Source organism: Streptomyces sp. NPDC057253 (genome assembly GCF_042669125.1).
In the GTDB taxonomy this organism is placed as follows: Bacteria; Actinomycetota; Actinomycetes; order Streptomycetales; family Streptomycetaceae; genus Streptomyces.
Genome location: NZ_JBHUXV010000009.1, coordinates 1 through 22,800, shown reverse-complemented (window position 1 = coordinate 22,800; position 22,800 = coordinate 1). Strand labels below are relative to the sequence as shown.

Below are 22,800 nucleotides of genomic sequence, written 5' to 3'. Positions count from 1 at the left end.
CCGGCGATCAGCCGCCTCCAACCCCCGGACCGGCGCCGCGCGGACACGAACGCCCCGGCCCGGCGTCCGACCGGAGGTCAGGCGCCCCGAAGCCCCCGGACCGGCGCCGCGCGGACACGAACGCCCCGGCCCGGCGCCCCGGAGCCCCCGGCCCGGTGACCCCGTCTCACACAGCCCGCGGCGCCGCCGTCGTCCGTCGGGCCACCAGCGTCGGAGTGAGTCTGATCCGTACCGACGGCTTCGCGCGGTCCGCGATCCGTTCCAGGAGGAGTCGGGCGGCGTTGCGGCCGATCTCGTTGCCCGCCTGGTCGACGCTGGTCAGGGAGATCGGGCCGAGCGCGGCGAAGGTCGTGTTGTCGTAGCCGACCACCGAGATGTCCCCGGGAACCGAGAGACCGGCCTCGGCCACCGCCTCCAGCACCCCCATGGCCACGACATCGGCCCCCGCGAAGACGGCCGTGGGCCTGCGCGGACGGGCCAGCAGCTCCAGCGCGCCCTCGTACCCGCCCTCCTGCGTGTAGGTCGTGGAGACCACGTCGATCTCCTCGTCCAGGCCGAAATCCCGCATGGCCCGCCGGTAGCCGTCGGCGCGCTGGGCGTTCGGCATCTCGACACTGCGGGTCGGGTCGGTCTCGTGGTGCTCGATGTGCGCGATCCGGCGGTGCCCGAGCCCCGCGAGATGGCCGACCACCAGCGCCGCCCCCGCCACGTCGTCGTCGCCGACGCTGTCGTAGGCCGGGGAGTTCCCGTGGCGGCCGACGACCACGGTCGGCACGACGGAGGCGACATGTTCGAGATGGCTGGGCGGGGACACCGGCGCGACCAGGATGAGACCGTCCATCCCGCGGTCGATCATGGCCTCGGTGACCTTGGCCTCCTCCTTCTCGCCGTTGCACCCCGGGCCCAGGAGGACCTGGTAGTCGGTGTCCTCCAGACAGGCGGTGACACCGTCGAGGATCTCCGGGAAGAAGGGGTTGCGGATGTCCGGCAGCATCACGCCGATCGTGTACGTCTGCCCGCGCAGCCCCCGCGCCGCCGCCAGCGGCCGGTAGCCCAGCTCCTCGATCGCCCGGCGCACCTTGGCCCGCATCTCGGGGCTGGCCCCGTACGCGTTGCGCAGCACTTTGGACACCGCGGTGGTGGACACCTGGGCGTGACGGGCCACGTCGACAATGGTGACGCGACGGGGTGATGCGGGCGGCTCCATGCGGCTCTTCCTCCGACGCCATGGGCAACGTTGGCCAGAAGTGTACGGACATTGCCCTCGCAACGTAAGCGTGATCGCCGCGGGGATGCCGGCCGACCTGGACCGGACGCCGTAACAATCACGCAGCTTGCGCGGCATCTTGACGTCATGCCGGGGGCTCCTTAAGGTCTGGCACCACCGATGGGAAACGTTACCCATCGGGTTTCCCAGGCGTGACGTGAAACGTTTCAAGGAAGCAGGTCCGCCCCGTGACCCTCGCCGCCCCTGCCCGCCGCACCCGCACCGCACCACCCTGGTGGTTCATGGCGCCGGCCCTGCTGCTGTTCGCCTTCGTCGTGCTCGTGCCGAGCGCCCGCGGTGTCTACTACGCGTTCACCGACTGGGACGGCCTCGATCCGCACTTCTCCTTCGTGGGCCTCGGCAACTTCGCCGACATGTTCGACGACGCCGACGCGGTCCAGGCGATCTGGCACACCCTGCTGATCGCCGTCTCCATCACCGTCGTCCAGAACGCCCTGGGGCTGCTGCTGGCCCTCGGCGTCAACACCGCGATCAAGTCCCGCAACCTGCTGCGCGTGCTGCTGTTCGCCCCCGCCGTGATCACCCCGATCGTGACCGCGTACCTGTGGCGCAACCTGCTCGGCCCGGACGGGGCGGTCAACAGCCTGTTCGGCGCCGTGGGCCTCGACTCCTGGCGCCAGGACTGGCTCGGCAGCCCCGACCTGGCGCTGTGGGCGGTGGTCGGCGTGACCGTGTGGCAGTACGCCGGCTACTCCATGGTCATCTTCCTGGCCGGACTCCAGTCGGTGCCCCAGGAGATCCACGAGGCGGCCTCGCTCGACGGAGCCGGTCCGGTCCGACGCTTCTGGTCGGTCACCCGGCCCCTGCTCGCCCCGGCGCTCACCATCAACCTGATGCTGTCGATCATCGGCGGGATCAAGCTCTTCGACCAGGTCTACGCGCTGACCGGCGGCGGCCCCGGCCACGCCACCGACACCCTGTCGACCCTCATCTACAAGGACGCCTTCACCCTCGGCGAGTTCGGCTACAGCATCGCCCTCGCGGTGGTCCTGACGATCATCGTCGCGATCGCCTCCACCGGCCAGTACGTCCTGCTGTCCCGCAGCGAGAGGGCCGCCTCGTGAACCGCTACCGACCGCGCACCCTCGCGCTCGAACTGGCCATGATCGCCGTCGCGTTGATCGTCGGCTTCCCGGTGTACGTCCTGGTGAACCTGTCGGTACGACCGGCCTCCGACTCCTCGTCGCCCATCGCCCCGACCAGCTCGCCGACCCTCGACAACTTCTCCCACGCCTGGCAACAGGGCGGACTCGGCGGCGCGTTGGCCAACAGCGTGCTGGTGACGGTGTGCAGTGTCCTGATCGTGCTGGCCGTCTCCTCCCTCGCCGCCTATCCGCTGGCCCGCATCACGGCCCGCTGGTCACGCGGCACCTATCTGCTCGTCCTGCTCGGCCTGGTGCTGCCCTTCCAGCTCGCCTCGCTCCCGCTCTACCAGACCATGCGCGACCTCGGCCTGCTCGGCACCCCCTGGGCGCTCGTCCTCTTCTACTCCGGCCTCCAGGTGCCCTTCACCGTCTTCCTCTACGTCGGCTTCCTGCGCGCCCTGCCCCGCGACTTCGAGGACGCGGCACTGATCGACGGCTGCACCCCGCTCCAGGGCTTCCGCCATGTCGTCCTGCCGATGCTCAAGCCCATCACCGTGACCGCGCTCGTGCTCAACACGGTCGCCGTCTGGAACGACTTCTTCACCCCGCTGCTGTACCTGAGCGGCAGCGCCCAGCAGACCATGCCGGTCGCGATCGCCGGCTTCGTCGGCCAGTACGTCACCGACTGGAACCTCATCTTCGCCGCGCTGGTGATCAGCATCCTGCCCGTCCTGCTCGTCTACTTCCTCCTGCAACGCAGCATCATCAACGGCTTTGCCGGAGGACTGCGGGGATGACGCTCCGCCTCCGCCCCGCCTTCTGCTCCGCAAGGGAGACACCATGAAGACACGCACCCTCACAGCCCTGGTCGCCACCACGACGGCCGCAGCTCTCCTCGCCGCGTGCAGCGGCGGCACCAAGTCCGCGTCCGGAGGCGGCGGTTCCAAGACGCTGACCCTCGCCTCGGTCGACCAGGGTTCCGTCGAGGACGTCGTCAAGGCGTTCGAGAAGGCCAACCCGGGCGTCAAGGTCCGCTACACCACCAGCGGCGCCGACCAGTACCAGCAGCAGATCCGCACCCAGCTGTCCTCCGGCACCGCACCCGACGTGATGTCGGTGTGGCCGGGCAACGGCAACCCCGGCGCCACCTACGTCCTCGCCAAGCCGGGTTACCTGCGCGACCTCTCCGACCAGGCCTGGGCCGGCAGGATGCCCGAGGCGATCAAGAGCGTCGCCCAGTACGAGGGCAAGACGTACAACGCGATCTTCGGGCAGAACGGCATAGGAGCGGTCTACAACCAACAGGCCCTGGACAAGGCGGGCCTCACCGCGCCGGACACCTGGACCAAGCTGCTGGCGTTCTGCCGGGACGCCAAGGCCAAGGGGACGCCCGCCTTCGCGCTGGGCAATCAGGACAACTGGGTGACCCAGCTCGCGCTGTACGCGCTGGTCGCCACCACCGTCTACGGACCGGACCGCGACTTCGACCAGAAGATGCAGTCCGGACAGACCACCTTCGCGACGTCGCAGTGGGCGACCGCGCTGGACAAGTACGTGACGATGGAGAAGACCGGCTGCTTCCAGAAGAACCCCCTGGGCACCAACTACGAGGCCAGCCAGCAGCTCGCCGCCACCGGCAAGACCCTCGGCATCATCCAGGGCAACTGGGTCATCGCCCTCCTCAAGCAGAAGAACCCGCAGGGCACCTTCACCCTCAAGGCCCTGCCGGCGACCGACGACCCGTCCCAGACCCTCATCCCGGCCGCGGCCGGCGCCGGCTACGCCGTCAATGCGAAGGCGAAGAACCCCGAACTCGCCCTGAAGTTCGTGAACTTCGTGATGTCCCCAGAAGGCATGAACCTGTTCGTCAAGAAGCAGGGCGGGCTGCCCTCGCTCCCCGACACGGGCTTCAAGGTGGACTCCTCGCTCACCGAGCTCTCGCGGTTCATCCGATCGAACCGCACCGTGCCGTTCATGGACCAGCGCTGGCCCAACGCCAAGGTGCAGCAGACCATGCTCAGTGGTCTCCAGGAGATCTTCAGCGGACAGTCCACGCCCCATGCCCTCCTCAAGGACATGGACAGCGACTACAGGGCCGGCTCATGAGCACGGGACCGGCGACCGAAGGGACCAAGGAGTGAGCAGTGGCACATCTGACGAAGCCGGGGCGGACCCCGGGGCCCGACGCACCGGACCGGGGCGCCGGACCGTGCTCGCGGCGACCGCCGGCGCGGTGCCGGTAGTGGCCGGCATGCCCGGCGGCGGCCCGGCCGCACAGGCCGCACCGGATCTGGAGGAGGGCAGTGTGGACGGACTGACGGTGGAGCACCGCACCGAACCGCTCGGCGTGGACGCCACCGCGCCCCGCTTCGGCTGGCGGATGCGGTCCGTCCGCCGGAACAGGGCCCAGGGCGCGTACGAGATCCTCGTGGCGAGCTCACCGGGCAAGCTGACCCCCGGCCGCGCGGACCTGTGGACGAGCGGCCGGGTCCGCTCGGCCGAGTCGGTGGCCGTCCGCTACGGGGGCAAGTCCCTGAAGGCGTCCACCCGTTACTACTGGACCGTCACCGTCTGGGACACCGAGGGCGAAACGGTCGGCACCGGCCCCGTGTCCTGGTTCGAGACGGGCCTCATGAGCACCGACGGCGTCACCGGCTGGGAGGGCGCCCAGTGGATCGGGATGCAGGGCAAGACGCCCCGCTCGCCCGGTGCCCCGATGCTGCGCACCCAGGCGCGGCTGACCGGGCCGGTCCGCGAGGCACGCCTGTACGTCTCCGCCCTCGGCGTCCACGACGTCCACGTCAGCGGGCACCGCGTGACCGTCCCGCAGGACGGCGGCACCACCCTCGAACTGCTGCCTCCCGGCTGGACGAACTACGACGCGCGCGTCAACTACCTCACCTACGACGTCACCCACCTGGTGGCCCTCGAACCGGCCGTCACCCTGGCGGCCGTGCTCGGCAACGGCTGGTACAACGGCCGTGTCTCCGAGGGCAGTACGTACTACTCGGAGGACGGCAACGCCCTCGCCCTCAAGGCCAGACTGCTGATCCGCTACACCGACGGCACGTCCTCGTCCGTGGTCACCCGGCCGGACGGCTCCTGGAAGGCCACCGACACCGGTCCCTGGCGGGCCGACGACATCTACGACGGCCAGACCTACGACGCCCGCAGGGAACTGCCCGGCTGGACGTCGTCCGGCTACGACGACTCCGGCTGGTCCGACACCGAGCGCGTCCCCTTCGAGACCAGGTACCCGGACGCCCGACTCCTCGCCTACCCGGCCGAGTCGGCCCGGCTGATCAGCCGCTGGGACCGGCGCCCGCAGTCGGTCACCGTGTACACGGGAGTCACCGGCGAGGGCCGGGGCCGTATCGTCGTCGACCCCGACCGGACGGTCACCGACCCGCACCGGGCGGCCTCCGCCCCGGTCACCATCGGCGCCGGCGACACCGCGGTCTTCGACCTGGGCCAGAACATGGTCGGCGTGCCCCGCTACAGCGTGCGCGGCCCCGCGGGCGCCCAGGTCACGTTCCGGTTCGGCGAGATGCTCAACGACGACAGCGCCGGAGCCGACGGCCCCGATGGCTCCCTCTACCGGGCCAACCTGCGCAGCGCCGAGGCCACCAGCACCTACGTCCTCAAGGGCGACCGCCGCGGGGAGACCCACCAGGACTCGCTGACCTTCTACGGCTTCCGCTACGCCTCCGTGACCGCGAGCGAGACGGTCACGATCACCGGCCTGACCGGCAAGGTCGCCACCTCCGCGATCCGCGAGCGGGGCACCCTCACCACCAACGACCCCGACACCAACCGGCTGATCGGCAACATCCGTTGGGGCCAGCGCGGCAACTACCTCTGGGTGCCGACCGACTGCCCGCAACGCGACGAACGCCTCGGCTGGACCGGCGACACCCAGGTCTTCGCCACCACGGGCCTCTACAACGCCGACGCGGGTCCCTTTCTCAGCCACTTCCAGGACACGGTGGTCGACTCCCAGACCCTTTACGGCCAGGACAAGGCCCAGTTCACCGGAGTCGCCCCCGGCGGGCGCTACAACTTCCCCGGCGGCGGCAGCGGTTGGGCGGACTGCGGGGTGGTCCTGCCCTGGACGCTGTGGCAGATGACCGGCGACCCGGCCGTCATCGAGCGGAACTGGCCCGCCATGACCCGCTACCTCGACTGGATCCGGCAGCAGACCGGCGACACCTACGCCGGCCAGGGCTCCCTCACCGGCGACTGGCTCGCCCCGCAGAAGACCAGCGCCCAGCTCATGAGCGACGTCTACTACGGCCATGTCGCCCGCCTCATGGCCCAGATGGCCCGAGCGGTCGACCGGGACGCCGAGGCCACGGCCTACGAGCAGCTCTTCGTGAACATCAAGAAGGCGTTCGTCAGGAAGTACCTCAGCACCGAGGGCGGCACCGTCACGGTGCGGTCGAGCCTCGGCGAGGCCTCCCCGATCGAACCGGGCGCCGACCCGAACCAGAAGACCGAGGACAACACCCAGTCGGCCCTGCTGTGGGTCCTCAAGCTCGGCTTCTACGACACCGAGGCCCAACGCCGCACCCTCGTGGACCACTTGGCGGACAACATCGGCAACGACGCGGCCCACAAGGCGGCGCACCCGGACAGCAGCCGGGTCAAGTACGCCGAGAACACGCTCTCCGTGGGCTTCCTCGGCGTCAACGTCCTCGCCCCCGTCCTCAGCGACGAGGGCCGCGCGGACCTGGCGTACCGGCTGCTCCACCAGGACGCGATGCCGTCCTGGCTGTACTCGGTGAGAAACGGCGCGACGACCGTCTGGGAGCGCTGGAACTCCTACTCCGAGGAGGACGGCTTCGGACCCGTCAGCATGAACTCCTTCAACCACTACGCCTACGGCGCCGTCATGGAGTGGATGTACGCCTACATGGCCGGCATCGCCCGCGATCCACGGAGCCCGGGCTTCAAGCGCTTCGTCCTGAAGCCGCACCTCGACCCGACCGGGAGGATCACGCACGTCGCGGGCGCGCACGAGTCGCCGTACGGCGAGATCAGGAGCGAGTGGAGGCTCGACGACCAGGGCACGACCCTCTCCTACGACGCGCTGGTGCCCGCCAACACCGAGGCGACCCTGCACCTCCCGGCCCGTTCCGCCGACGCCGTCCGCGAGGGACGTGATCCGCTCGCCCAAGCGGACGGCGTGCGGTTCCTAGGGCATGCGGACGGCGTCGCCTCGTACCGGCTGCCGTCCGGTGTGTATCACCTGACGAGCAGGCTCCGCTGACCCCTGCCCGCCCGCCGCTCCCGGAGGATCACGCGGCCGTGCCCGTCATTTCCAGAGCAACTTTCGTTGCGCGCGGCGGAGAAATCAACATGAAGCTGTGTCAGAGGCCACAGCCGTGCCGAAAGAAGATGCCAGAATGGGCCGGCGCGCCTATGGCGCCCTCGTGAGCCGTTCGACGACCGGGAAGGTCCCCTTGGCAGACAACGCGGCAGCCGGTCCGGCCGATCAGGAGCGCGAGCGGGGCGAGGCGCCCAGGTCGGTCACGATCGCGTACATCGCCGAGTCCGCGGGGGTGTCCGTGCCGACCGTCTCCAAGGTGCTGAACGGCAAGTCGGGCGTCTCGGCGGACACCCGCGCCCGGGTCGAGGAGCTGATCAACCGGTACGGCTACCGCAAGCCCGCGTCCCACCGCAGCAACGTCGTCGAACTCGTCTTCCGCGAACTCAAGGACATGTGGGCCGTCGAGATCATCCGCGGCGTGGAGCGGGTGGCCCGCCAACACCGCGTCGGCGTCATGGTGTCGGAGTTCGGCCTGCACGACGGTGTTTCACCGGCCTGGGAGGACACCGTGTCCCGGCGCCCGAACTGCGTGCTGTCCGTGGCACAGCTCTCGGAGGCCGAGCGCGCCCAACTGACCGCGAAGGGCATCCCGTTCGTCGTCTTCGACCCCATCGTCGAACTGCCGGACGACGTCCCCTACGTGGGCGCCACCAACTGGTCCGGCGGCCGGGCCGCCACCCGGCACCTCGCCGAGCTCGGCCACCGGCGCATCGCCATGATCAGCGGCCCCGAGGGTCAACTGTGCTGCGCCGCGCGGCTGGACGGCTACCGCTCTGCCGTCGCGGCCGCCGGACTGCCCGTCGATCCGGACCTCGTCGTGCACACCGGGCTGACCCGGGAGGACGGCTGCGAGGCGGCGCGCACCCTGCTGGCCCGGCCCGTACGCCCGACGGCGATCTTCACCGCCAACGACCTCCAGGCCCTCGGCGTCTACCAGGCGGCGCGCGACGCAGGGCTGCGCATCCCCGACGATCTGAGCGTGGTCGGCTTCGACGATCTGCCGGTCGTCGCCTGGGTGGACCCGCCGCTCACCACTGTCCACCAGCCTCTGACCGAGATGGCCGTGGCCGCCACCGAACTCGCGCTCACCCTCGGCCGGGGTGAGCAGGCACCCCAGGCCGGCCTGGAGCTCGCCACGACCCTGACGGTCCGAGGCAGCACCGCCCCGCCCAAGAGCTGACGGCGCCTCTCCCGCCGTACCGCACCGTTGACCATGGTCGAGGCCTCTCGCTAACCTCCGCGGAAAACTATCCGTCTGAAGGGGCGAAAGTTTCTCCCGCCGCCGACTCCGGGTGAAGCGGCCCCCGAAAGGACTCGCTTTGTCGAGCACGCCTGCGCGGACCGTCAACAACCCCGTGATCCCGGGGTTCCACCCCGATCCGAGCATCTGCCGGGTGGGCGAGGACTACTACCTCGTGTGCTCCAGCTTCGAGTACTTCCCCGGCCTGCCCCTGTTCCACAGCCGCGACCTGGTGCACTGGACCCGGATCGGCAACGCCCTCGACCGGCCGGAGCAACTGCGGCTGCCGGCCGGTGCCGCCTCCTCCGGCGGGCTCTACGCGCCCACCCTGCGCCACCACGACGGCCGCTTCTGGCTGATCGTCACCAACGTCAGCGCCGACGGCAACATGCTCTTCACCGCCACCGACCCGGCCGGCCCCTGGTCCGACCCGATCCGGCTGCCCGGGGTGCACGGCATCGACCCGGACCTCGCGTGGGACGACGACGGCACCTGCCGGTGCACGGTCGCGGGCGTCAGCCAGTACCGCGTCGACCCGTTCACCGGGGAGACGCTCGGCGAACCCCGGCGCCTGTGGTCCGGTGCCCCCGGCGCCAAGGCCCCCGAGGCACCGCACCTGTACCGGATCGGCGACTACTGGTACCTGCTCATCGCCGAGGGCGGCACCGAGCGCTGCCACGGCATCTCGATCGCCCGCGCCCGCACCCCCGACGGGCCCTTCGAGCCCTGCCCCGACAACCCGGTCCTGACCCATCGCGGCACCGACCACCCCATCCAGAACACCGGTCACGGGGATCTCGTCCAGGGGCCTGACGGCTCGTGGTGGATGGTGTTCCTCGGAGTGCGGCCGCAGGGCGGCACCCCCGGCTGGCACGTCCTCGGCCGCGAGACCTTCCTCGCCCCGGTGACCTGGGTCGACGGCTGGCCGGTCGTCGGCGAGGTGGCCCTCGACATGGCGGCGCCCCCGTGGCCCCTGCACGAACCCGCGGTGCAGCCGGTCCGGGACGACTTCGACGCCTCTGAGCTCGCCCACGGCTGGATCTCGCTCCGCTCGCGTTCCGCCGCGCACTGCACCACCGGGGAACGGCCCGGCTGGCTGAGCCTGCGCGCCCGCGGGGACTCCCTCGACGATCCCGAGGTCACCTTCCTCGGCCGCCGCCAGCAGCACCTGTCGTGCCGGGTCCGCGTCCTCGCCGACCCGTCCGACGGGCGCGGCGGGCTGGCCGTCCGGCTCGACGAGCAGCACCACTACGAGATCGAGGCGGAGCCCGGCCAGGTACGGGTGATCGCCCGCGTCGGCACCCTGCGCACGGTGGTCGCCTCCCACCCGACGCCGGCCGGCCCGCTGGTGCTCAGGATCGAGGCGGCCGTCACCCGGAAGGTCACCGATCCGCGCCAGGGGCCGGACACCGTCCTGCTCGGAGTGGAGGACGCGGACGGCACGTACGCCGAACTCGCCGCCCTCGACGGCCGCTACCTCTCCACGGAGGTCGCGGGCGGCTTCACGGGCCGGGTGATCGGCGTCTACGCCGCGCTGGGGACCGTCCACTTCGACTGGTTCGACTACGAGCCGGTCGCGGACTGAGCGGGTCGAGGGTTGGGCGGGTCGAGGGTTGCGCGGGTCGTGGACTGGGCCGGTCCTGGAGCGCGCGGGTCGAGCACTGAGCCGGTCCTGGAACGCGCGGGTCGAGGCCTGAGCCGGTCGAGGGGTGCGCGGGTCGAGCACTGAGCCGGTCCAGGCTCGCGCCGGTCCAGGATCGAGCCCGTCCGGCCAGGGATCCCGGTCGTCGTGCTCGGTCCGACCCGCTCCGGCTCAACCCCGCCCCCCGGTCGCCGCCAGCTTCCGCAACCTCCGCCAGTTCAGGCGGGGTTGTACCGCCGGCACGCCCGGCCGTTTCCGCGGGACGCGGACGCGCAGCGCCCCCGGGGCGATACGGCAGTGGACCGGGGTGGGCAGGACCAGGGCCTCGCCGTCGACGCCGACCTCGATCTCCGGTCGGTCGGCGTCGACCACCGCCTCCCGGGCGGACAGCACCACGAGCCCCTGCGGATCGGGCGCGAGCAGCAGCGCCGCGGCCTCGGCCGCGCTGTCCACCTTGACGCCGAGCACGCCGAGTCGGCCGGAGTCGAGGCGCCGGCGCCGACCGAGCCCCGCCGGGTCGCCGGTGCGGTACGCGTTGTTGCTCACCAGCACCGCCTGCGGCCCGTCGAGGGTCGTGTCACCGACCCGCGCGGTCAGATGCGGCCCCCGCTGGCGGGTGAGCAGATCGGGCAGGAGCTCCAGAGTGGTGCCGATCTTGTCGTCACGGTAGGCGGGACTCTGGACGACCGCCGCGTAGGCGCCGAAGGAGGCGTTGTTGACGAACGGATGGTCCGCGGCGAAACCCAGGTCCACGCGCAGCTCGACGCCGTCGGTGAGCGCGTCCAGGCAGGTCGAGGGGTCGGTGCGGTCGAGGCCGAGGTCCATGGCGAAGTGGTTGCGGGTACCGGCGGAGATCACGAGGAACGGCAGGTCGTGCTCCGCGGCGACGGCGGCGACCAGCGCCTGGGTGCCGTCACCGCCCGCGACGCCCAGCAGGTCCGCGCCGTCGGCCACCGCCTCCCGCGCCAGCGCGGTCACGTCCTGCTGCTCCTCCGGGTCCAGCAGCACGACCCGAGCCCCGAGCCGCTCGGCCTTCTCCTTCAGCGCGAACCGCTCGACCTTCCCGCCGCCGGAGCGGGGGTTCATGATCAGGAAGGGGCGCTGAACCGGCCGCGCCCGGTGCTCCTTCATCCGCCCCGGACGCCGGCCGGTGCTGCGCAGCGCGTACCGCCCGCTCCACACGGCCGCGGCCCACAGGGCCAGGGACAGCAGGAGCGTCCGGCCCAGGGTCACCGCGAACAGGACCACGACGACGGTGGGTGTGACGACCGTGACCACGGCCGCCAGCCAGCGCTCCGGGCCGCGCCGGGTCAGTGTCCACCACAGCCCGGCCGCGGTGACGGCGGCGCCCGCGAGTCCGGCCGCCAGCAGCAGCACCCCGCCGAATCCGCCGTAGCCGAGCGGCAGCAGGACGGCGAGAGCGGCCGCCGCCAGCGACACCCTGGCCGCCCACCGCTGCCGGTGCCAGGCCGGGGCGTTCACATCCACCCTCATGTGCTCCTCCTGCTCGACGCCCTCGGGGCCACGGCGGTCGGCGGAGCATATCCAAGTCGGCGCAACGGTCGGCGTCCTGCGCGATGCCGTCCGGTGGACGGGGTGTTCAGATCCCGGGCCGGTACCGGATCGGGTGGTCGGCGGGCACCTCCACCAGCACGATCGGTGTCCCGTCCGGGTCCGCCACCCACATCTCGACCAGCCCCCACGGCTCCTTCACCGGCGGCCGGACGATCTCGACTCCCTTGGCCAGGAGTTCCTCGTGTGCCGCGGTCACGTCCGGGACCTGGAGCCAGAGCCGGACGTCCGCGGCGGGCGGGGCCTCGGCGCGTCCGGACAGCTCCAGGAAGCCGCCGCCGAGGAAGTAGACCGTGCCCCGCTCCGGCCCCGTACCGAACTCGCGGTACACGGCGAGGCCCAGCTGATCGCCGTAGAAGACGCGGGAACGCTCGGGATCGGTGGGCCGTAGCAGGACGCGGCCGCTCAGTACGTGCACCATGCGGGCGAGCCTAGCCGGGGCGTTACCCTCGGCCGTGCCCGAGTCGTGCCCCTGAAGTGGAGACGCGCCCCATGAAGACCACCGCCGGACTCACCTTCCGTGACGCCACCGACGCCGACGTGGACGCGCTCGTCGCGCTGGTCGAGTCGGCCTACCGGGGGGACGACAGCCGGGCCGGGTGGACCACCGAGGCGGACATCCTGGAGGGGCAGCGGACGGACCCCGAGGGGGTGCTCGAGGTCATCAAGTCGCCGGACAGCCGGTTGCTGACGGTGGAGCGGGACGGGCTGGTCGTCGCCTGCTGCCAGCTCGAACACCGGGGCAGCTACGCGTACTTCGGGATGTTCGCGGTCAGTCCCACGCTCCAGGGCGGCGGCCTCGGCAAGGTGGTCATCGCGGAGGCGGAGCGGCTCGCCGTCGAGACCTGGGGCGTCACCGAGATGCACATGACGGTGATCTCCGTGCGCGAGGACCTCATCGCCTGGTACGAGCGGCGCGGCTACCGCCGTACCGGAAGGATGTCGCCCTTCCCGTACGGCGACGAGCGCTTCGGCATCCCGCAGCGCGACGACCTCGAGTTCGAGCTGCTGGTCAAGCCGTTGGTGTGACGTTCCTGCCCCGGACCCGGCAGGAACTGCGGCCCACCGGGTTCACGCGGTAAAGCGGCCGGTGCGCTTGATCTCGGGGTAGTCGGTCGTGGCGCCGTCCAGCTCCAGGGCGCGCACCAGACGCAGATGGTCCTGGGTGTTCACCACCCAGCCGATGATCTTCAGATCCGCCTTGCGGGCGGCCTCCACGACCTCCAGGGTCAGCCGGCGGATGTTGAGGCAGACGGTCCCGGCGCCCGCCTCGACGGCGCGCTCCACGATGTCGGGGCCGAACCGGCTGCCGATCAGCGCGGTCCGTACGCCGGGCACCAGTCGGCCGATCTCGGCGATCGCCTCGTCGTGGAACGAGGACACCTCGACCCGGGAGACCAGATCCCGCCGGAGCATGACCTCGGCGAGGGCCCGGGCCGCCGCGATGTCCTTGATCTCCGCCTGGAGCGGTGACCGCACGGTGTCCAGCACCTCCTCGAACACCGGGACGTGCTCTCCGCGCCCGGCGTCCAGGGCGCGCAGCTCGGTGAGGGTCTTCTCGGCGATCGGGCCGGTTCCGTCGGTCGTGCGGTCCACGTGGGTGTCGTGCATGACGACGAGGGCGCCGTCCTTGCTCAGATGCAGATCGAGTTCGATGACGTCGAGGCCGGCCTGCTGGGCGGCGACGAAGGAACGGAGGGTGTTCTCGGGTTCGGTACCCATGACTCCGCGATGACCGATGGTAAGGAAGTTCAAGGTTCAACTCGCTTCCGTCGACGGCGGCTCGGTGCGCAGCCGCAGCCTAACGGCTACACGGTGTGATGGACCCGTGCGTACGCGAGGGATCGCGGTGACGTGAGGGGAAGCGGTAACTCCTACCCGCAATCACGGTGTTCATGGCACTCGGCAGGAAAAAGTTCGGTGACCATTGAGTTGCGCGGGATAACTTCCCGTGTCCGCTCTTGCTGGAAGGAAGGCCGTATGTATACGGTCTCCATACGCGAGGTTCTCCCGTGGAGGATGGGACATGACGGAAATTCTTGTGCAGGCGGCTTCGGGGGACCAGGTTCCTCCCGTGACCAGGGTGGTGGAGCACCCGGCATGGCCCGTGCTCAAGGATGCCGTGGAGCAGATCCGGCCATGGCAGTCCAAGGACGGGTCGATCGACTTCGAGGCCGAGGGTGCCCCCGCGCGCGCGGACGCCGAGGCGGCCGTACGGCGTGTCGTGGAGGCCGTGGAGGAGCTGTCCCCGCTGCTCCCGCACGACGCCGACTACCACGAGGCCCTCGTGAAGGACCTCAGGCGCTGGGCCGAGGGCGGCTTCGCGGTGCCCGACTTCCTGGACTCCCTGCTGGCCTTCCAGCCCGCCGCGAACCGCGCGGACGGACTCCAGCACCTGGTCGTCTTCGCGATGTACACGCAGAACGGCAACCCCGACCGCAACCTGGAGGCGGTCGTGCTGCGCATGGTGTGGCCCGACTGGCTGGCCGAGCTGGAGCGCACCCGCTACGACAACCCGCTGTTCTGCGGCATCAAGTTCGAGGACTTCACGGCCGGTTACGACACCAACTCCGCCGTCCTCTTCCCGGAGACGATCGCCGTGCGCGAGGCGCCGGAACGCTTCTCCTGGGGCGGGATCTTCTGCGACCGCGAGGCCGCCCGCTTCCGCCGGGTCACCGACGCCGCGGTCGGCATCCTGGGCCTGGAGCTGCCCGAGGACATCGCCGCGATGGTCCACGACCAGAAGCGCTGCGAGGAGGCCTTCGTGCTGTGGGACATGGTCCACGACCGCACCCACAGCCATGGCGACCTGCCCTTCGACCCGTTCATGATCAAGCAGCGCCAGCCGTTCTGGATGTACGGCCTCGAGGAGCTGCGCTGCGACCTCACCGCCTTCAAGGAGGCCGTGAAGCTCCAGGAGGACGGCGTCCCGCAGGCCCGTGACGTGCAGTACGCGGTCCTGTTCGACCGCATGTTCCGCTTCCCGGTCACCGGCGAGCGGGTGCGCAACTACGACGGCCTCGGCGGCCAGCTCCTCTTCGCCTACCTGCACAAGCACGACGTCGTCCGCTGGACCGACAACAAGCTGTTCATCGACTGGCAGCGCGCCCCGCAGGTCACCAACCAGCTGTGCGCCGAGATCGAGGACCTGTACCGGGCCGGCATCGACCGCCCGAAGCTGGTCCACTGGTTCGCCGCCTACGACCTGGTCTCCCAGTACCTCGCCCCGCACCCCGGGTCCAGGTGGGCCAAGGGCCCGGACGCCCTCGACCTGTCCCAGCCGCCCCGGAAACTCGTCGATGACGTGCTTCCGGACGAGTTTCCGCTGAGCATGTTCTATGAGGCCCTCTCCAAGAAGCTGAAGAACGTGATCGCCTCCACCCGGGGCATCACGGCGGAGAGCGCCGAGCAGGTCGCCGCGTGAGCGACCGCACCACAACTGCTCAGGAGGCGAAGCGCATGGTGGGGAACGGAGCTCTCAGCGGTGCGGTGATCGCGGTGGCCGGCGCGGGCGGACCCGCGGGCCGGGCGGCGCTGATGCGCCTGGCCGAGGCGGGCGCGACCGTCGTCGGCGCCGACAACGACCCGGAGCGGCTCGCGGAGGCCGTGGACGCGGCACGCTACGCCTCGGGCGGCGCCACCGTGACCGGTGAGCCGGTCGACCTGCTCGACCTGGGATCCACCCAGGACTGGGCCAAGCACATCGAGAAGGACTTCGGCCGGGTCGACGGCCTGGTCCACCTCGTCGGCGGCTGGCGCGGCAGCGAGACCTTCATCAAGTCGAGCCTGGACGACTGGGACTTCCTGGAGCTGCTCCTCGTCCGCACCGTGCAGCACACCTCCCTGGCCTTCTACGAGGGCCTCCAGCGCAGCGAGCGCGGCCGGTACGTCCTGATCAGCGCGGCCGGCGCGACCAAGCCGACCGCGGGCAACGCCTCGTACGCCGCCGCCAAGGCCGCCGCCGAGGCCTGGACGCTCGCCCTCGCCGACGCCTTCCGCAAGGCGGGGGGCGCTGAGGGGCCGACGTCCGCGGCTGCGATCCTGGTGGTGAAGGCACTGGTGCACGAGGCCATGCGCGCCGAGCGGCCCAACGCGAAGTTCGCGGGCTTCACCGACGTCAGGGATCTGGCCGAGGCCATCGCCGGTGTCTGGGAGAAGCCCGCCGCCGAAGTGAACGGAAACCGTCTGTGGCTGACCGAGAAGCCGTGAACCCGACCGCCTTCACCCAGGCGCGCCGCCATCACGACCCGCAGATCCGCGGCTTCGCCAGCGACAACTACGCCGGAGCCCACCCGGAGGTGCTCGCCGCCCTGGCCCTGGCCAACGGCGGGCACCAGGTCGCGTACGGCGAGGACGACTACACCGAGAACCTCCAGAGCATCGTCCGCAGCCACTTCGGCGCCACGGCGGAGGCCTTCCCGGTCTTCAACGGCACCGGGGCCAACGTCGTCGCGCTCCAGGCGGTCACCGACCGCTGGGGCGCGGTGATCTGCGCCGAGAGCGCGCACATCAACGTCGACGAGGGCGGCGCCCCCGAGCGGATGGGCGGCCTGAAGCTGCTCACCGTGCCGACGCCGGACGGCAAGCTCACCCCGGAGCTGATCGACCGGCAGGCGTACGGCTGGGAGGACGAGCACCGCGCGATGCCGCAGGTCGTCTCGATCACCCAGAGCACCGAGCTCGGCACGCTCTACACGCCGGAGGAGATCCACGCGATCTGCGAGCACGCACACGCGCGTGGCATGAAGGTCCACCTGGACGGCTCCCGCATAGCCAACGCGGCGGCCTCCCTGGACGTCCCCATGCGGACGTTCACCAACGCGGTCGGCGTCGACATCCTCTCCCTGGGCGGGACGAAGAACGGCGCGCTGTTCGGCGAGGCGGTCGTGGTGATCAACCAGGACGCCGTCTCCCACATGAAGCACCTGCGCAAGCTGTCGATGCAGCTCGCCTCCAAGATGCGTTTCGTGTCGGTCCAGTTGGAGGCCCTGCTCGCCAAGGACCTGTGGCTGCGCAACGCCCGCCACGCCAACGAGATGGCCCAGCGCCTGGCCGAGGGGGTGCGCGCGGTCCACGGTGTCGAGATCCTCTACCCGGTGCAGGCCAACGGCGTCTTCGCCCGGCTGCCGCACGACGTGAGCGAGCGCCTCCAGAAGCGGTTCCGCTTCTACTTCTGGGACGAGGCCGCGGGCGACGTCCGCTGGATGTGCGCCTTCGACACCACCGAGGACGACGTGGACGCCTTCGTGGCGGCCCTCAAGGAGGAGATGGCGCGCTGACGCGCGGGGACTCTTCGATGCATAGATATGCGGTCACCTGAAAAGTCATTGACTGTCGGGTGATCGCATTCCTATGCTCTGCGGTCATGGAGCTGATCCAGGACACCCCCGACCTTTCCGCGTACTTGGCCGCTGACGAGGTGATCGACCATCACCACCCGCTGGTGCGCGGCACGGCCGCACGGCTCGCCCGGCAGGCCGAGGACTCGTATGCCTATGCGCGGCTCGCCTTCGAGTTCGTCCGCGACACGATCCCGCACTCCCAGGACGCCGGCGATCTCCGCGTCACCTGGCGGGCGTCCGACGTCCTGGAGCAGCGCACCGGCATCTGCTTCGCCAAGGCCCATGCGCTGGCCGCCCTGTTGCGCGCCGAGGACATCCCGACGGCGCTCTGCTACCAGAAGCTCGACGTGGTGCACGGCCTGGTCGCCGTGCGGTTCAACGGCGCCTGGCACCGCCAGGACCCCCGGGGCAACAAGCCCGGTGTGGACGCACAGTTCTCCCTCGACGGCGAGCGCCTGGGGTTCACCCCCGCACCGGAGTCCGACGAGACGGACTACCCGGTCCTGTACGCCGAACCGCACCCGACCGTCCTGAGCGTGCTGAAAGCAGCCCCGGACCGTCCGTACCTCTGGAAAACGCTCCCCGTCGCGCTCTGAGAGGCACCCGATGCCGGTGGCGGCCGCCGAACCGGCGGAGCCACCGGAGAAGTTGGGTCCGGGGGTGCGGATCGAGCTGTCGCGAGCGGCGGACTAGCGCGCCTCGGCCGCGCGGACCTCTTCGGGGGTGGGTGCCGTCCCCCCGAGATGCGCCGGCATCCACCAGGTGTCGGCCGGTCCCTTCGGCCGCACGGGGTACGCGCGCTGAGCGGCTTCCAGCAACTCGTTGACCCGCTCCCGCAGTTGCCGGGTGATGGCTCCGGCGTACTTGTCCCGGGACGCCTCGATCGCCTCGCCGACCCGGATCGTGATCGGGATGTGGCTGCGCTTGAAGTTGCGCGGGTGCCCCTTGGTCCACAGCCGCTGGGTGCCCCAGACGGCCATCGGGATCAGCGGGACGTCCGCCTCCTGCGCCATCCGCGCCGCACCCGACTTGAAGCTCTTCAGCGTGAAGGACTGCGAGATCGTCGCCTCCGGGAAGACCCCGACGATCTCGCCCGACCGCAGTGACTCCAGGGCGTGGGCGTACGCCGTCTCGCCCTGCTTGCGGTCGACCGGGATGTGCTTCATCCCGCGCATCAGCGGGCCCGAGACCTTGTGGCGGAACACCGACTCCTTCGCCATGAAACGCACGAGACGTTTCTGCGGGAGCGCGGCCAGGCCGTTGAAGACGAAGTCCAGGTAGCTGATGTGATTGCTCACCAGCACGGCGCCGCCCGAGCGCGGGATGTTCTCCGAACCCTTGCAGTCGATCTTGAGGTCCCACGCCTTGAACAGCGCCTGGGCGAATCCGACGACGGGACGGTAGACAAGCTCTGCCATGGGCGGGGTGAGCCCTTCCTGCTCTGCCGGGGAGGGGGGTCCCGGCATTAAGTTACGCAGCCGTAGGTTTACGGCATGTCGCAGATCGTGCCCCAAGAACGGGCGGGGAGCCAGTCCTGGTGCCCGACGCAGGGGAGATTCTCGTCACGTCCACCGTGTGATCCACCTCGGGCTTTTAAACCGCCTTTACTCCGCGCGTACCGCGACTCGCCGCACGAGCAGGTACAACTCGCAGCCCAGGCAGTACCCGAACGTGGCGTTGAGAAAGGCCGCCGCGAGTGCCGCTCCGGTGGCGGCGAGCCCGAGCCACTCCGGCCCGAGCCCGTACCCCACGAGTCCGAGGCCCGCGAAGACGAGGCCCACCGCCTGCGCGAACCGCGGCGGTTGCGGCGACTCGAACTCGGTCGGCGGCCCGATCCGCGGCCGTACCACCGTGCGGAACAGCCAGCCGTACGGCGAGCGCCCCACCCCGCCCGCCGCGCCCAGCGCGAACGCCAGTGTCTGCCAGGCCAGCAGCCAGACGTTGCCCGTGATCAGAACGGCCGCCAGAACGACGGTCGTCACAGCCGCTCCGAAACGCGGCCCTCGTGCGTCGATGTCCATGAATCAAGCATTCCGCAACGGAAAGACTGAGGGGAGGCGGGAATCTTTGCAGTCTCGTGAATGCTTGTGCAGGTGATGACCGGACTGGTGGTGTGCGTGGTGGTGCTCGCGGCGGCGAGCGCCTATGGAGTGCTGCAACGGCGGCGGAGCGGGAGAGTACGGGTGCGCGGGCGCGACGACGGCAAGAGGCTCGGCGCGGCCGAGTTGGGCGGGGAACTCGGTGAACGCGCCACGCTCGTCCAGTTCTCCAGTGCCTTCTGCGCCCCCTGCCGCGCCACCCGACGGGTGCTCGGCGAGGTCGCCGGCATGGTCCCGGGAGTGACCCACGTCGAGATCGACGCCGAGAAGAACCTCGACCTGGTCCGCGAACTCGACATCCTCAAGACGCCGACCGTGCTGGTCCTCGACGCGCAGGGCCGGGTCGTCCGGCGGGCCGCCGGACAGCCGCGCAAGGCCGACGTCATCGCGGCGATCGGGGAAGCGGTGTGACGCCGGGTGAGCCGACGGTGAGCCGGCTCCCAGATGCCGGAACGTACTTGACTGTGCACGGCACCTATCGTCAGCCTGACCGTATGCCTACGGAACTCCTTCTGTACGGGCGGGTCCATGTCGACCTGGCCCGCACCGCGAGCGCGCGCTGTCCGGCTCGCTGAGCAGCCACGGTCCCGCTCGCCACTCCTCGCAGAAGGAACCCCGCATGACGGCCGCCTCCGAGCTCGGCACCCCGCAGCTCGCCTCTCCCGACCTCCTCCGCTCCGTCTTCCGTCGGCACGCGGCGGGAGTCGCCGTGATCACCGCGCGCGGTGACGCCGGCCCGGTCGGCTTCACCGCCACCTCCCTCGCCTCGGTCTCCGCCGAACCGCCCATGCTGTCCTTCGGGATCGGCACGGGCGCCTCCAGCTGGCCCGCGATATCCCGGGCCGAGCACGTGGGCGTGCACATACTCGGTGAGCACCAGGAGGAGCTGGCCGCCACCTTCGCCCGCAGCGGTGCCGACCGCTTCGGTGCACCCACCGCCTGGCGGGAGGGGCCCGAGGGCGTCCCCGTCCTCGACGACGTCCTCGCCTGGCTGGTCTGCCGGGTGCACGCACGCGTGCCCGCCGGTGACCACCGCATCGTGCTGGCCGAGGTGCGGATCGGCGACCCGGCCGGGTCGGGCCGGCCGCTGCTGTATCACCAGGGCCGGTTCAACGGCCTGCGCGACTGATCGGCTCATCCACGCTTCCGCCGTGCTGCGCGGTCGTCGAGTTCCGATTACGCTGCGTTGCAAAGGTCACAGTTCAAAGCGCTTGCTTAGCGGGCATGTACTGGGTGTACTGGCGAGTAATATTTCGGTCGGGAGCGCAGCCCGCCCCGACCGGGATCGGCCGCTTGGGGCGCCTATGCTGCCTGCAAGAGGCAGCCGAGAAATGACGATGCAGTAGGAGAGCCGGCGTGAGCTTGAGGATCGTTGTCACTGTGAAGTACGTGCCCGACGCCACTGGCGACCGGCACTTCGCCGATGACCTGACCGTCGACCGGGACGACGTGGACGGTCTGCTCTCCGAGCTCGACGAGTACGCGGTCGAGCAGGCGCTGCAGATCTCGGAGAACTCCGACGACGACGTCGAGGTCACGGTCCTGACCGTGGGTCCCGAGGACGCCAAGGACGCGCTGCGCAAGGCGCTGTCCATGGGCGCCGACAAGGCCGTCCACGTCGAGGACGACGACCTGCACGGCACGGATGCGATCGGTACCTCCCTGGTGCTGGCCAAGGCGATCGAGAAGGCCGGCTACGACCTGGTGATCTCCGGCATGGCCTCCACCGACGGCACCATGGGCGTCGTCCCGGCCCTGCTGGCCGAGCGTCTGGGCGTGCCGCAGGTCACCCTGCTCTCCGAGGTCTCGGTCGAGGACGGCACCGTCAAGGGCCGCCGCGACGGCGATGCCGCCTCGGAGCAGCTGGAGGCGTCCCTGCCGGCCGTGGTCTCGGTCACCGACCAGTCGGGCGAGGCGCGGTACCCGTCCTTCAAGGGCATCATGGCGGCCAAGAAGAAGCCGGTCGAGTCGTGGGACCTGTCCGACCTGGACCTGGAGGCCGAGCAGGTCGGCCTGGAGGGTTCCTGGACCGCGGTCGACTCCGCCGCGCAGCGTCCGGCCCGCACGGCCGGCACGATCGTCAAGGACGAGGGCGAGGGCGGCAAGCAGCTCGCCGAGTTCCTCGCGAGCCAGAAGTTCATCTAAAGGGTCCTGGCCCGCTGAGGCTCACCCCCCTTCCGCCCCGCAAGACTTCGCAATCCGCAGGAGAGCATTCCCATGGCTGAAGTTCTCGTCTACGTCGATCACGTGGACGGTGCCGTCCGCAAGCCCACCCTGGAGCTGCTGACCCTGGCCCGCCGTGTCGGCGAGCCGGTCGCCGTCGCGCTCGGTGCCGGTGCCGCCGACACCGCCGCCGCCCTGGCCGAGCACGGCGCCGTCAAGGTCCTCACCCACGACGCCGCCGAGTACGCCGACTACCTGGTCGTCCCCAAGGTCGACGCCCTGCAGGCCGCCGTCGAGCAGGTGTCCCCGGCCGCCGTCCTCGTCCCCTCCTCCGCCGAGGGCAAGGAGATCGCCGCCCGCCTCGCGCTGCGCATCGGCTCCGGCATCATCACGGACGCCGTCGACATCGAGGCCGGCGACGAGGGCCCGGTGGCCACCCAGTCGGTGTTCGCCGCCTCCTTCACCACCAAGTCGCGAGTCTCCAAGGGCACCCCGGTCATCACCGTCAAGCCCAACTCCGCCGCCGTGGAGGCCGCCCCGGCCGCCGGTGACGTCTCCGAGCTGAGCGTGACCTTCTCCGCCCAGGCCACCGGCACCAAGGTCACCGGCCGCACCCCGCGCGAGTCGACCGGGCGTCCGGAGCTGACCGAGGCCGCGATCGTGGTCTCCGGCGGCCGCGGTGTCAACGGCGCCGACAACTTCGCGATCATCGAGGCGCTCGCCGACTCCCTCGGCGCGGCCGTGGGCGCCTCGCGTGCCGCGGTGGACGCCGGCTGGTACCCGCACACCAACCAGGTCGGCCAGACCGGCAAGTCGGTCTCGCCGCAGCTGTACATCGCCAACGGCATCTCCGGCGCCATCCAGCACCGCGCGGGCATGCAGACGTCCAAGACCATCGTGGCCGTCAACAAGGACGCCGAGGCCCCGATCTTCGACCTCGTCGACTACGGCGTCGTCGGCGACCTCTTCGACGTCGTCCCCGCCCTCACCGAGGAGATCAAGACCCGCAAGGGCTGATCCCGCTCCGGGCGTACGAGGCC

21 protein-coding genes are annotated in these 22,800 nt (G+C 70.6%); 15 read left to right on the top strand and 6 right to left on the bottom strand.

Annotated features, from left to right (window positions below; all coding sequences use genetic code 11):
- Nucleotides 1-166 precede the first annotated feature (166 nt).
- Nucleotides 167-1,207, bottom strand: coding sequence for a LacI family DNA-binding transcriptional regulator (locus ACFULQ_RS06890; protein WP_383539167.1), 1,041 nt, complete (start codon nt 1,205-1,207; stop codon nt 167-169).
- 248 nt (nt 1,208-1,455) lie between these two features.
- Between ACFULQ_RS06890 and ACFULQ_RS06885 the strand changes: the two genes are divergently transcribed.
- The 6 genes from ACFULQ_RS06885 to ACFULQ_RS06860 all read left to right on the top strand — a co-directional run bounded on the left by ACFULQ_RS06885 (nt 1,456) and on the right by ACFULQ_RS06860 (nt 10,527).
- Nucleotides 1,456-2,352 carry a carbohydrate ABC transporter permease gene (locus ACFULQ_RS06885; protein WP_383539164.1) on the top strand — a complete coding sequence of 299 codons (897 nt, stop codon included), beginning with the start codon at nt 1,456-1,458 and terminating at the stop codon, nt 2,350-2,352.
- Entirely contained in the window at nt 2,349-3,170 is an 822-nt protein-coding gene (locus ACFULQ_RS06880) for a carbohydrate ABC transporter permease (RefSeq protein ID WP_383539162.1), read from the top strand. The genes ACFULQ_RS06885 and ACFULQ_RS06880 overlap by 4 nt, the downstream gene beginning before the upstream one ends.
- Before the next feature lie 43 nt (nt 3,171-3,213).
- Entirely contained in the window at nt 3,214-4,479 is a 1,266-nt protein-coding gene (locus tag ACFULQ_RS06875; RefSeq protein WP_383539160.1) for an ABC transporter substrate-binding protein, read from the top strand.
- A 145-nt stretch (nt 4,480-4,624) separates the two neighbouring features.
- On the top strand, nt 4,625-7,642 hold the full coding sequence (locus ACFULQ_RS06870; protein ID WP_383539422.1) for a family 78 glycoside hydrolase catalytic domain: 3,018 nt from the start codon (nt 4,625-4,627) through the stop codon (nt 7,640-7,642).
- A 136-nt stretch (nt 7,643-7,778) separates the two neighbouring features.
- A complete protein-coding gene (locus tag ACFULQ_RS06865) occupies nt 7,779-8,882 on the top strand; it encodes a LacI family DNA-binding transcriptional regulator (RefSeq protein ID WP_383539157.1) in 1,104 nt (367 codons plus the stop codon).
- A gap of 139 nt (nt 8,883-9,021) precedes the next feature.
- The gene (locus ACFULQ_RS06860) at nt 9,022-10,527 is read left to right on the top strand and encodes a glycoside hydrolase family 43 protein (protein ID WP_383539154.1); all 1,506 of its coding nucleotides are present in this window, start codon (nt 9,022-9,024) and stop codon (nt 10,525-10,527) included.
- A 228-nt stretch (nt 10,528-10,755) separates the two neighbouring features.
- Here the strand turns inward: ACFULQ_RS06860 and ACFULQ_RS06855 are convergent, their stop codons facing one another.
- Entirely contained in the window at nt 10,756-12,078 is a 1,323-nt protein-coding gene (locus tag ACFULQ_RS06855; protein ID WP_383539151.1) for a diacylglycerol/lipid kinase family protein, read from the bottom strand.
- A gap of 106 nt (nt 12,079-12,184) precedes the next feature.
- The gene (locus ACFULQ_RS06850; RefSeq protein ID WP_383539148.1) at nt 12,185-12,577 is read right to left on the bottom strand and encodes a VOC family protein; all 393 of its coding nucleotides are present in this window, start codon (nt 12,575-12,577) and stop codon (nt 12,185-12,187) included.
- Between the two features lie 71 nt (nt 12,578-12,648).
- Between ACFULQ_RS06850 and ACFULQ_RS06845 the strand changes: the two genes are divergently transcribed.
- Nucleotides 12,649-13,185 (top strand): GNAT family N-acetyltransferase, encoded by a 537-nt coding sequence (locus ACFULQ_RS06845; protein WP_383539145.1) that lies wholly within the window; start codon nt 12,649-12,651, stop codon nt 13,183-13,185.
- Between the two features lie 42 nt (nt 13,186-13,227).
- Here ACFULQ_RS06845 and ACFULQ_RS06840 read toward each other — a convergent pair whose 3' ends face one another.
- Nucleotides 13,228-13,911 carry a glycerophosphodiester phosphodiesterase gene (locus ACFULQ_RS06840; protein ID WP_383539143.1) on the bottom strand — a complete coding sequence of 228 codons (684 nt, stop codon included), beginning with the start codon at nt 13,909-13,911 and terminating at the stop codon, nt 13,228-13,230.
- A gap of 271 nt (nt 13,912-14,182) precedes the next feature.
- Here ACFULQ_RS06840 and ACFULQ_RS06835 point away from each other — a divergent pair, with 271 nt between their 5' ends.
- The 4 genes from ACFULQ_RS06835 to ACFULQ_RS06820 all read left to right on the top strand — a co-directional run bounded on the left by ACFULQ_RS06835 (nt 14,183) and on the right by ACFULQ_RS06820 (nt 18,094).
- Nucleotides 14,183-15,580 (top strand): DUF6421 family protein, encoded by a 1,398-nt coding sequence (locus ACFULQ_RS06835; RefSeq protein ID WP_383539141.1) that lies wholly within the window; start codon nt 14,183-14,185, stop codon nt 15,578-15,580.
- Nucleotides 15,581-15,615: 35 nt separating this feature from the next.
- Nucleotides 15,616-16,365 carry an SDR family NAD(P)-dependent oxidoreductase gene (locus ACFULQ_RS06830; protein WP_383539139.1) on the top strand — a complete coding sequence of 250 codons (750 nt, stop codon included), beginning with the start codon at nt 15,616-15,618 and terminating at the stop codon, nt 16,363-16,365.
- A complete protein-coding gene (locus ACFULQ_RS06825; RefSeq protein ID WP_383539421.1) occupies nt 16,362-17,435 on the top strand; it encodes a threonine aldolase family protein in 1,074 nt (357 codons plus the stop codon). Before ACFULQ_RS06830 ends, ACFULQ_RS06825 begins: the two co-directional genes overlap by 4 nt.
- Before the next feature lie 86 nt (nt 17,436-17,521).
- The gene (locus ACFULQ_RS06820; protein ID WP_383539136.1) at nt 17,522-18,094 is read left to right on the top strand and encodes a transglutaminase domain-containing protein; all 573 of its coding nucleotides are present in this window, start codon (nt 17,522-17,524) and stop codon (nt 18,092-18,094) included.
- Between the two features lie 93 nt (nt 18,095-18,187).
- On the opposite strand, the gene ACFULQ_RS06815 is transcribed toward ACFULQ_RS06820, so the two are convergent.
- The gene (locus ACFULQ_RS06815) at nt 18,188-18,916 is read right to left on the bottom strand and encodes a lysophospholipid acyltransferase family protein (protein WP_383539133.1); all 729 of its coding nucleotides are present in this window, start codon (nt 18,914-18,916) and stop codon (nt 18,188-18,190) included.
- Nucleotides 18,917-19,102: 186 nt separating this feature from the next.
- Nucleotides 19,103-19,519: a DUF4395 domain-containing protein gene (locus ACFULQ_RS06810; protein WP_383539130.1), complete on the bottom strand. Its 417-nt coding sequence runs from the start codon at nt 19,517-19,519 to the stop codon at nt 19,103-19,105.
- A 75-nt stretch (nt 19,520-19,594) separates the two neighbouring features.
- On the opposite strand from ACFULQ_RS06810, the gene ACFULQ_RS06805 reads away from it, so the two are divergent.
- The 4 genes from ACFULQ_RS06805 to ACFULQ_RS06790 all read left to right on the top strand — a co-directional run bounded on the left by ACFULQ_RS06805 (nt 19,595) and on the right by ACFULQ_RS06790 (nt 22,777).
- Nucleotides 19,595-20,008 (top strand): TlpA family protein disulfide reductase, encoded by a 414-nt coding sequence (locus ACFULQ_RS06805; RefSeq protein WP_383539418.1) that lies wholly within the window; start codon nt 19,595-19,597, stop codon nt 20,006-20,008.
- A gap of 208 nt (nt 20,009-20,216) precedes the next feature.
- Nucleotides 20,217-20,726: a flavin reductase family protein gene (locus ACFULQ_RS06800; protein ID WP_383539127.1), complete on the top strand. Its 510-nt coding sequence runs from the start codon at nt 20,217-20,219 to the stop codon at nt 20,724-20,726.
- Between the two features lie 227 nt (nt 20,727-20,953).
- Nucleotides 20,954-21,742 (top strand): electron transfer flavoprotein subunit beta/FixA family protein, encoded by a 789-nt coding sequence (locus ACFULQ_RS06795; protein ID WP_383539124.1) that lies wholly within the window; start codon nt 20,954-20,956, stop codon nt 21,740-21,742.
- Nucleotides 21,743-21,814: 72 nt separating this feature from the next.
- Nucleotides 21,815-22,777, top strand: a complete 963-nt coding sequence (locus ACFULQ_RS06790; RefSeq protein WP_383539121.1) for an electron transfer flavoprotein subunit alpha/FixB family protein — start codon at nt 21,815-21,817, stop codon at nt 22,775-22,777.
- Nucleotides 22,778-22,800 lie beyond the last annotated feature (23 nt).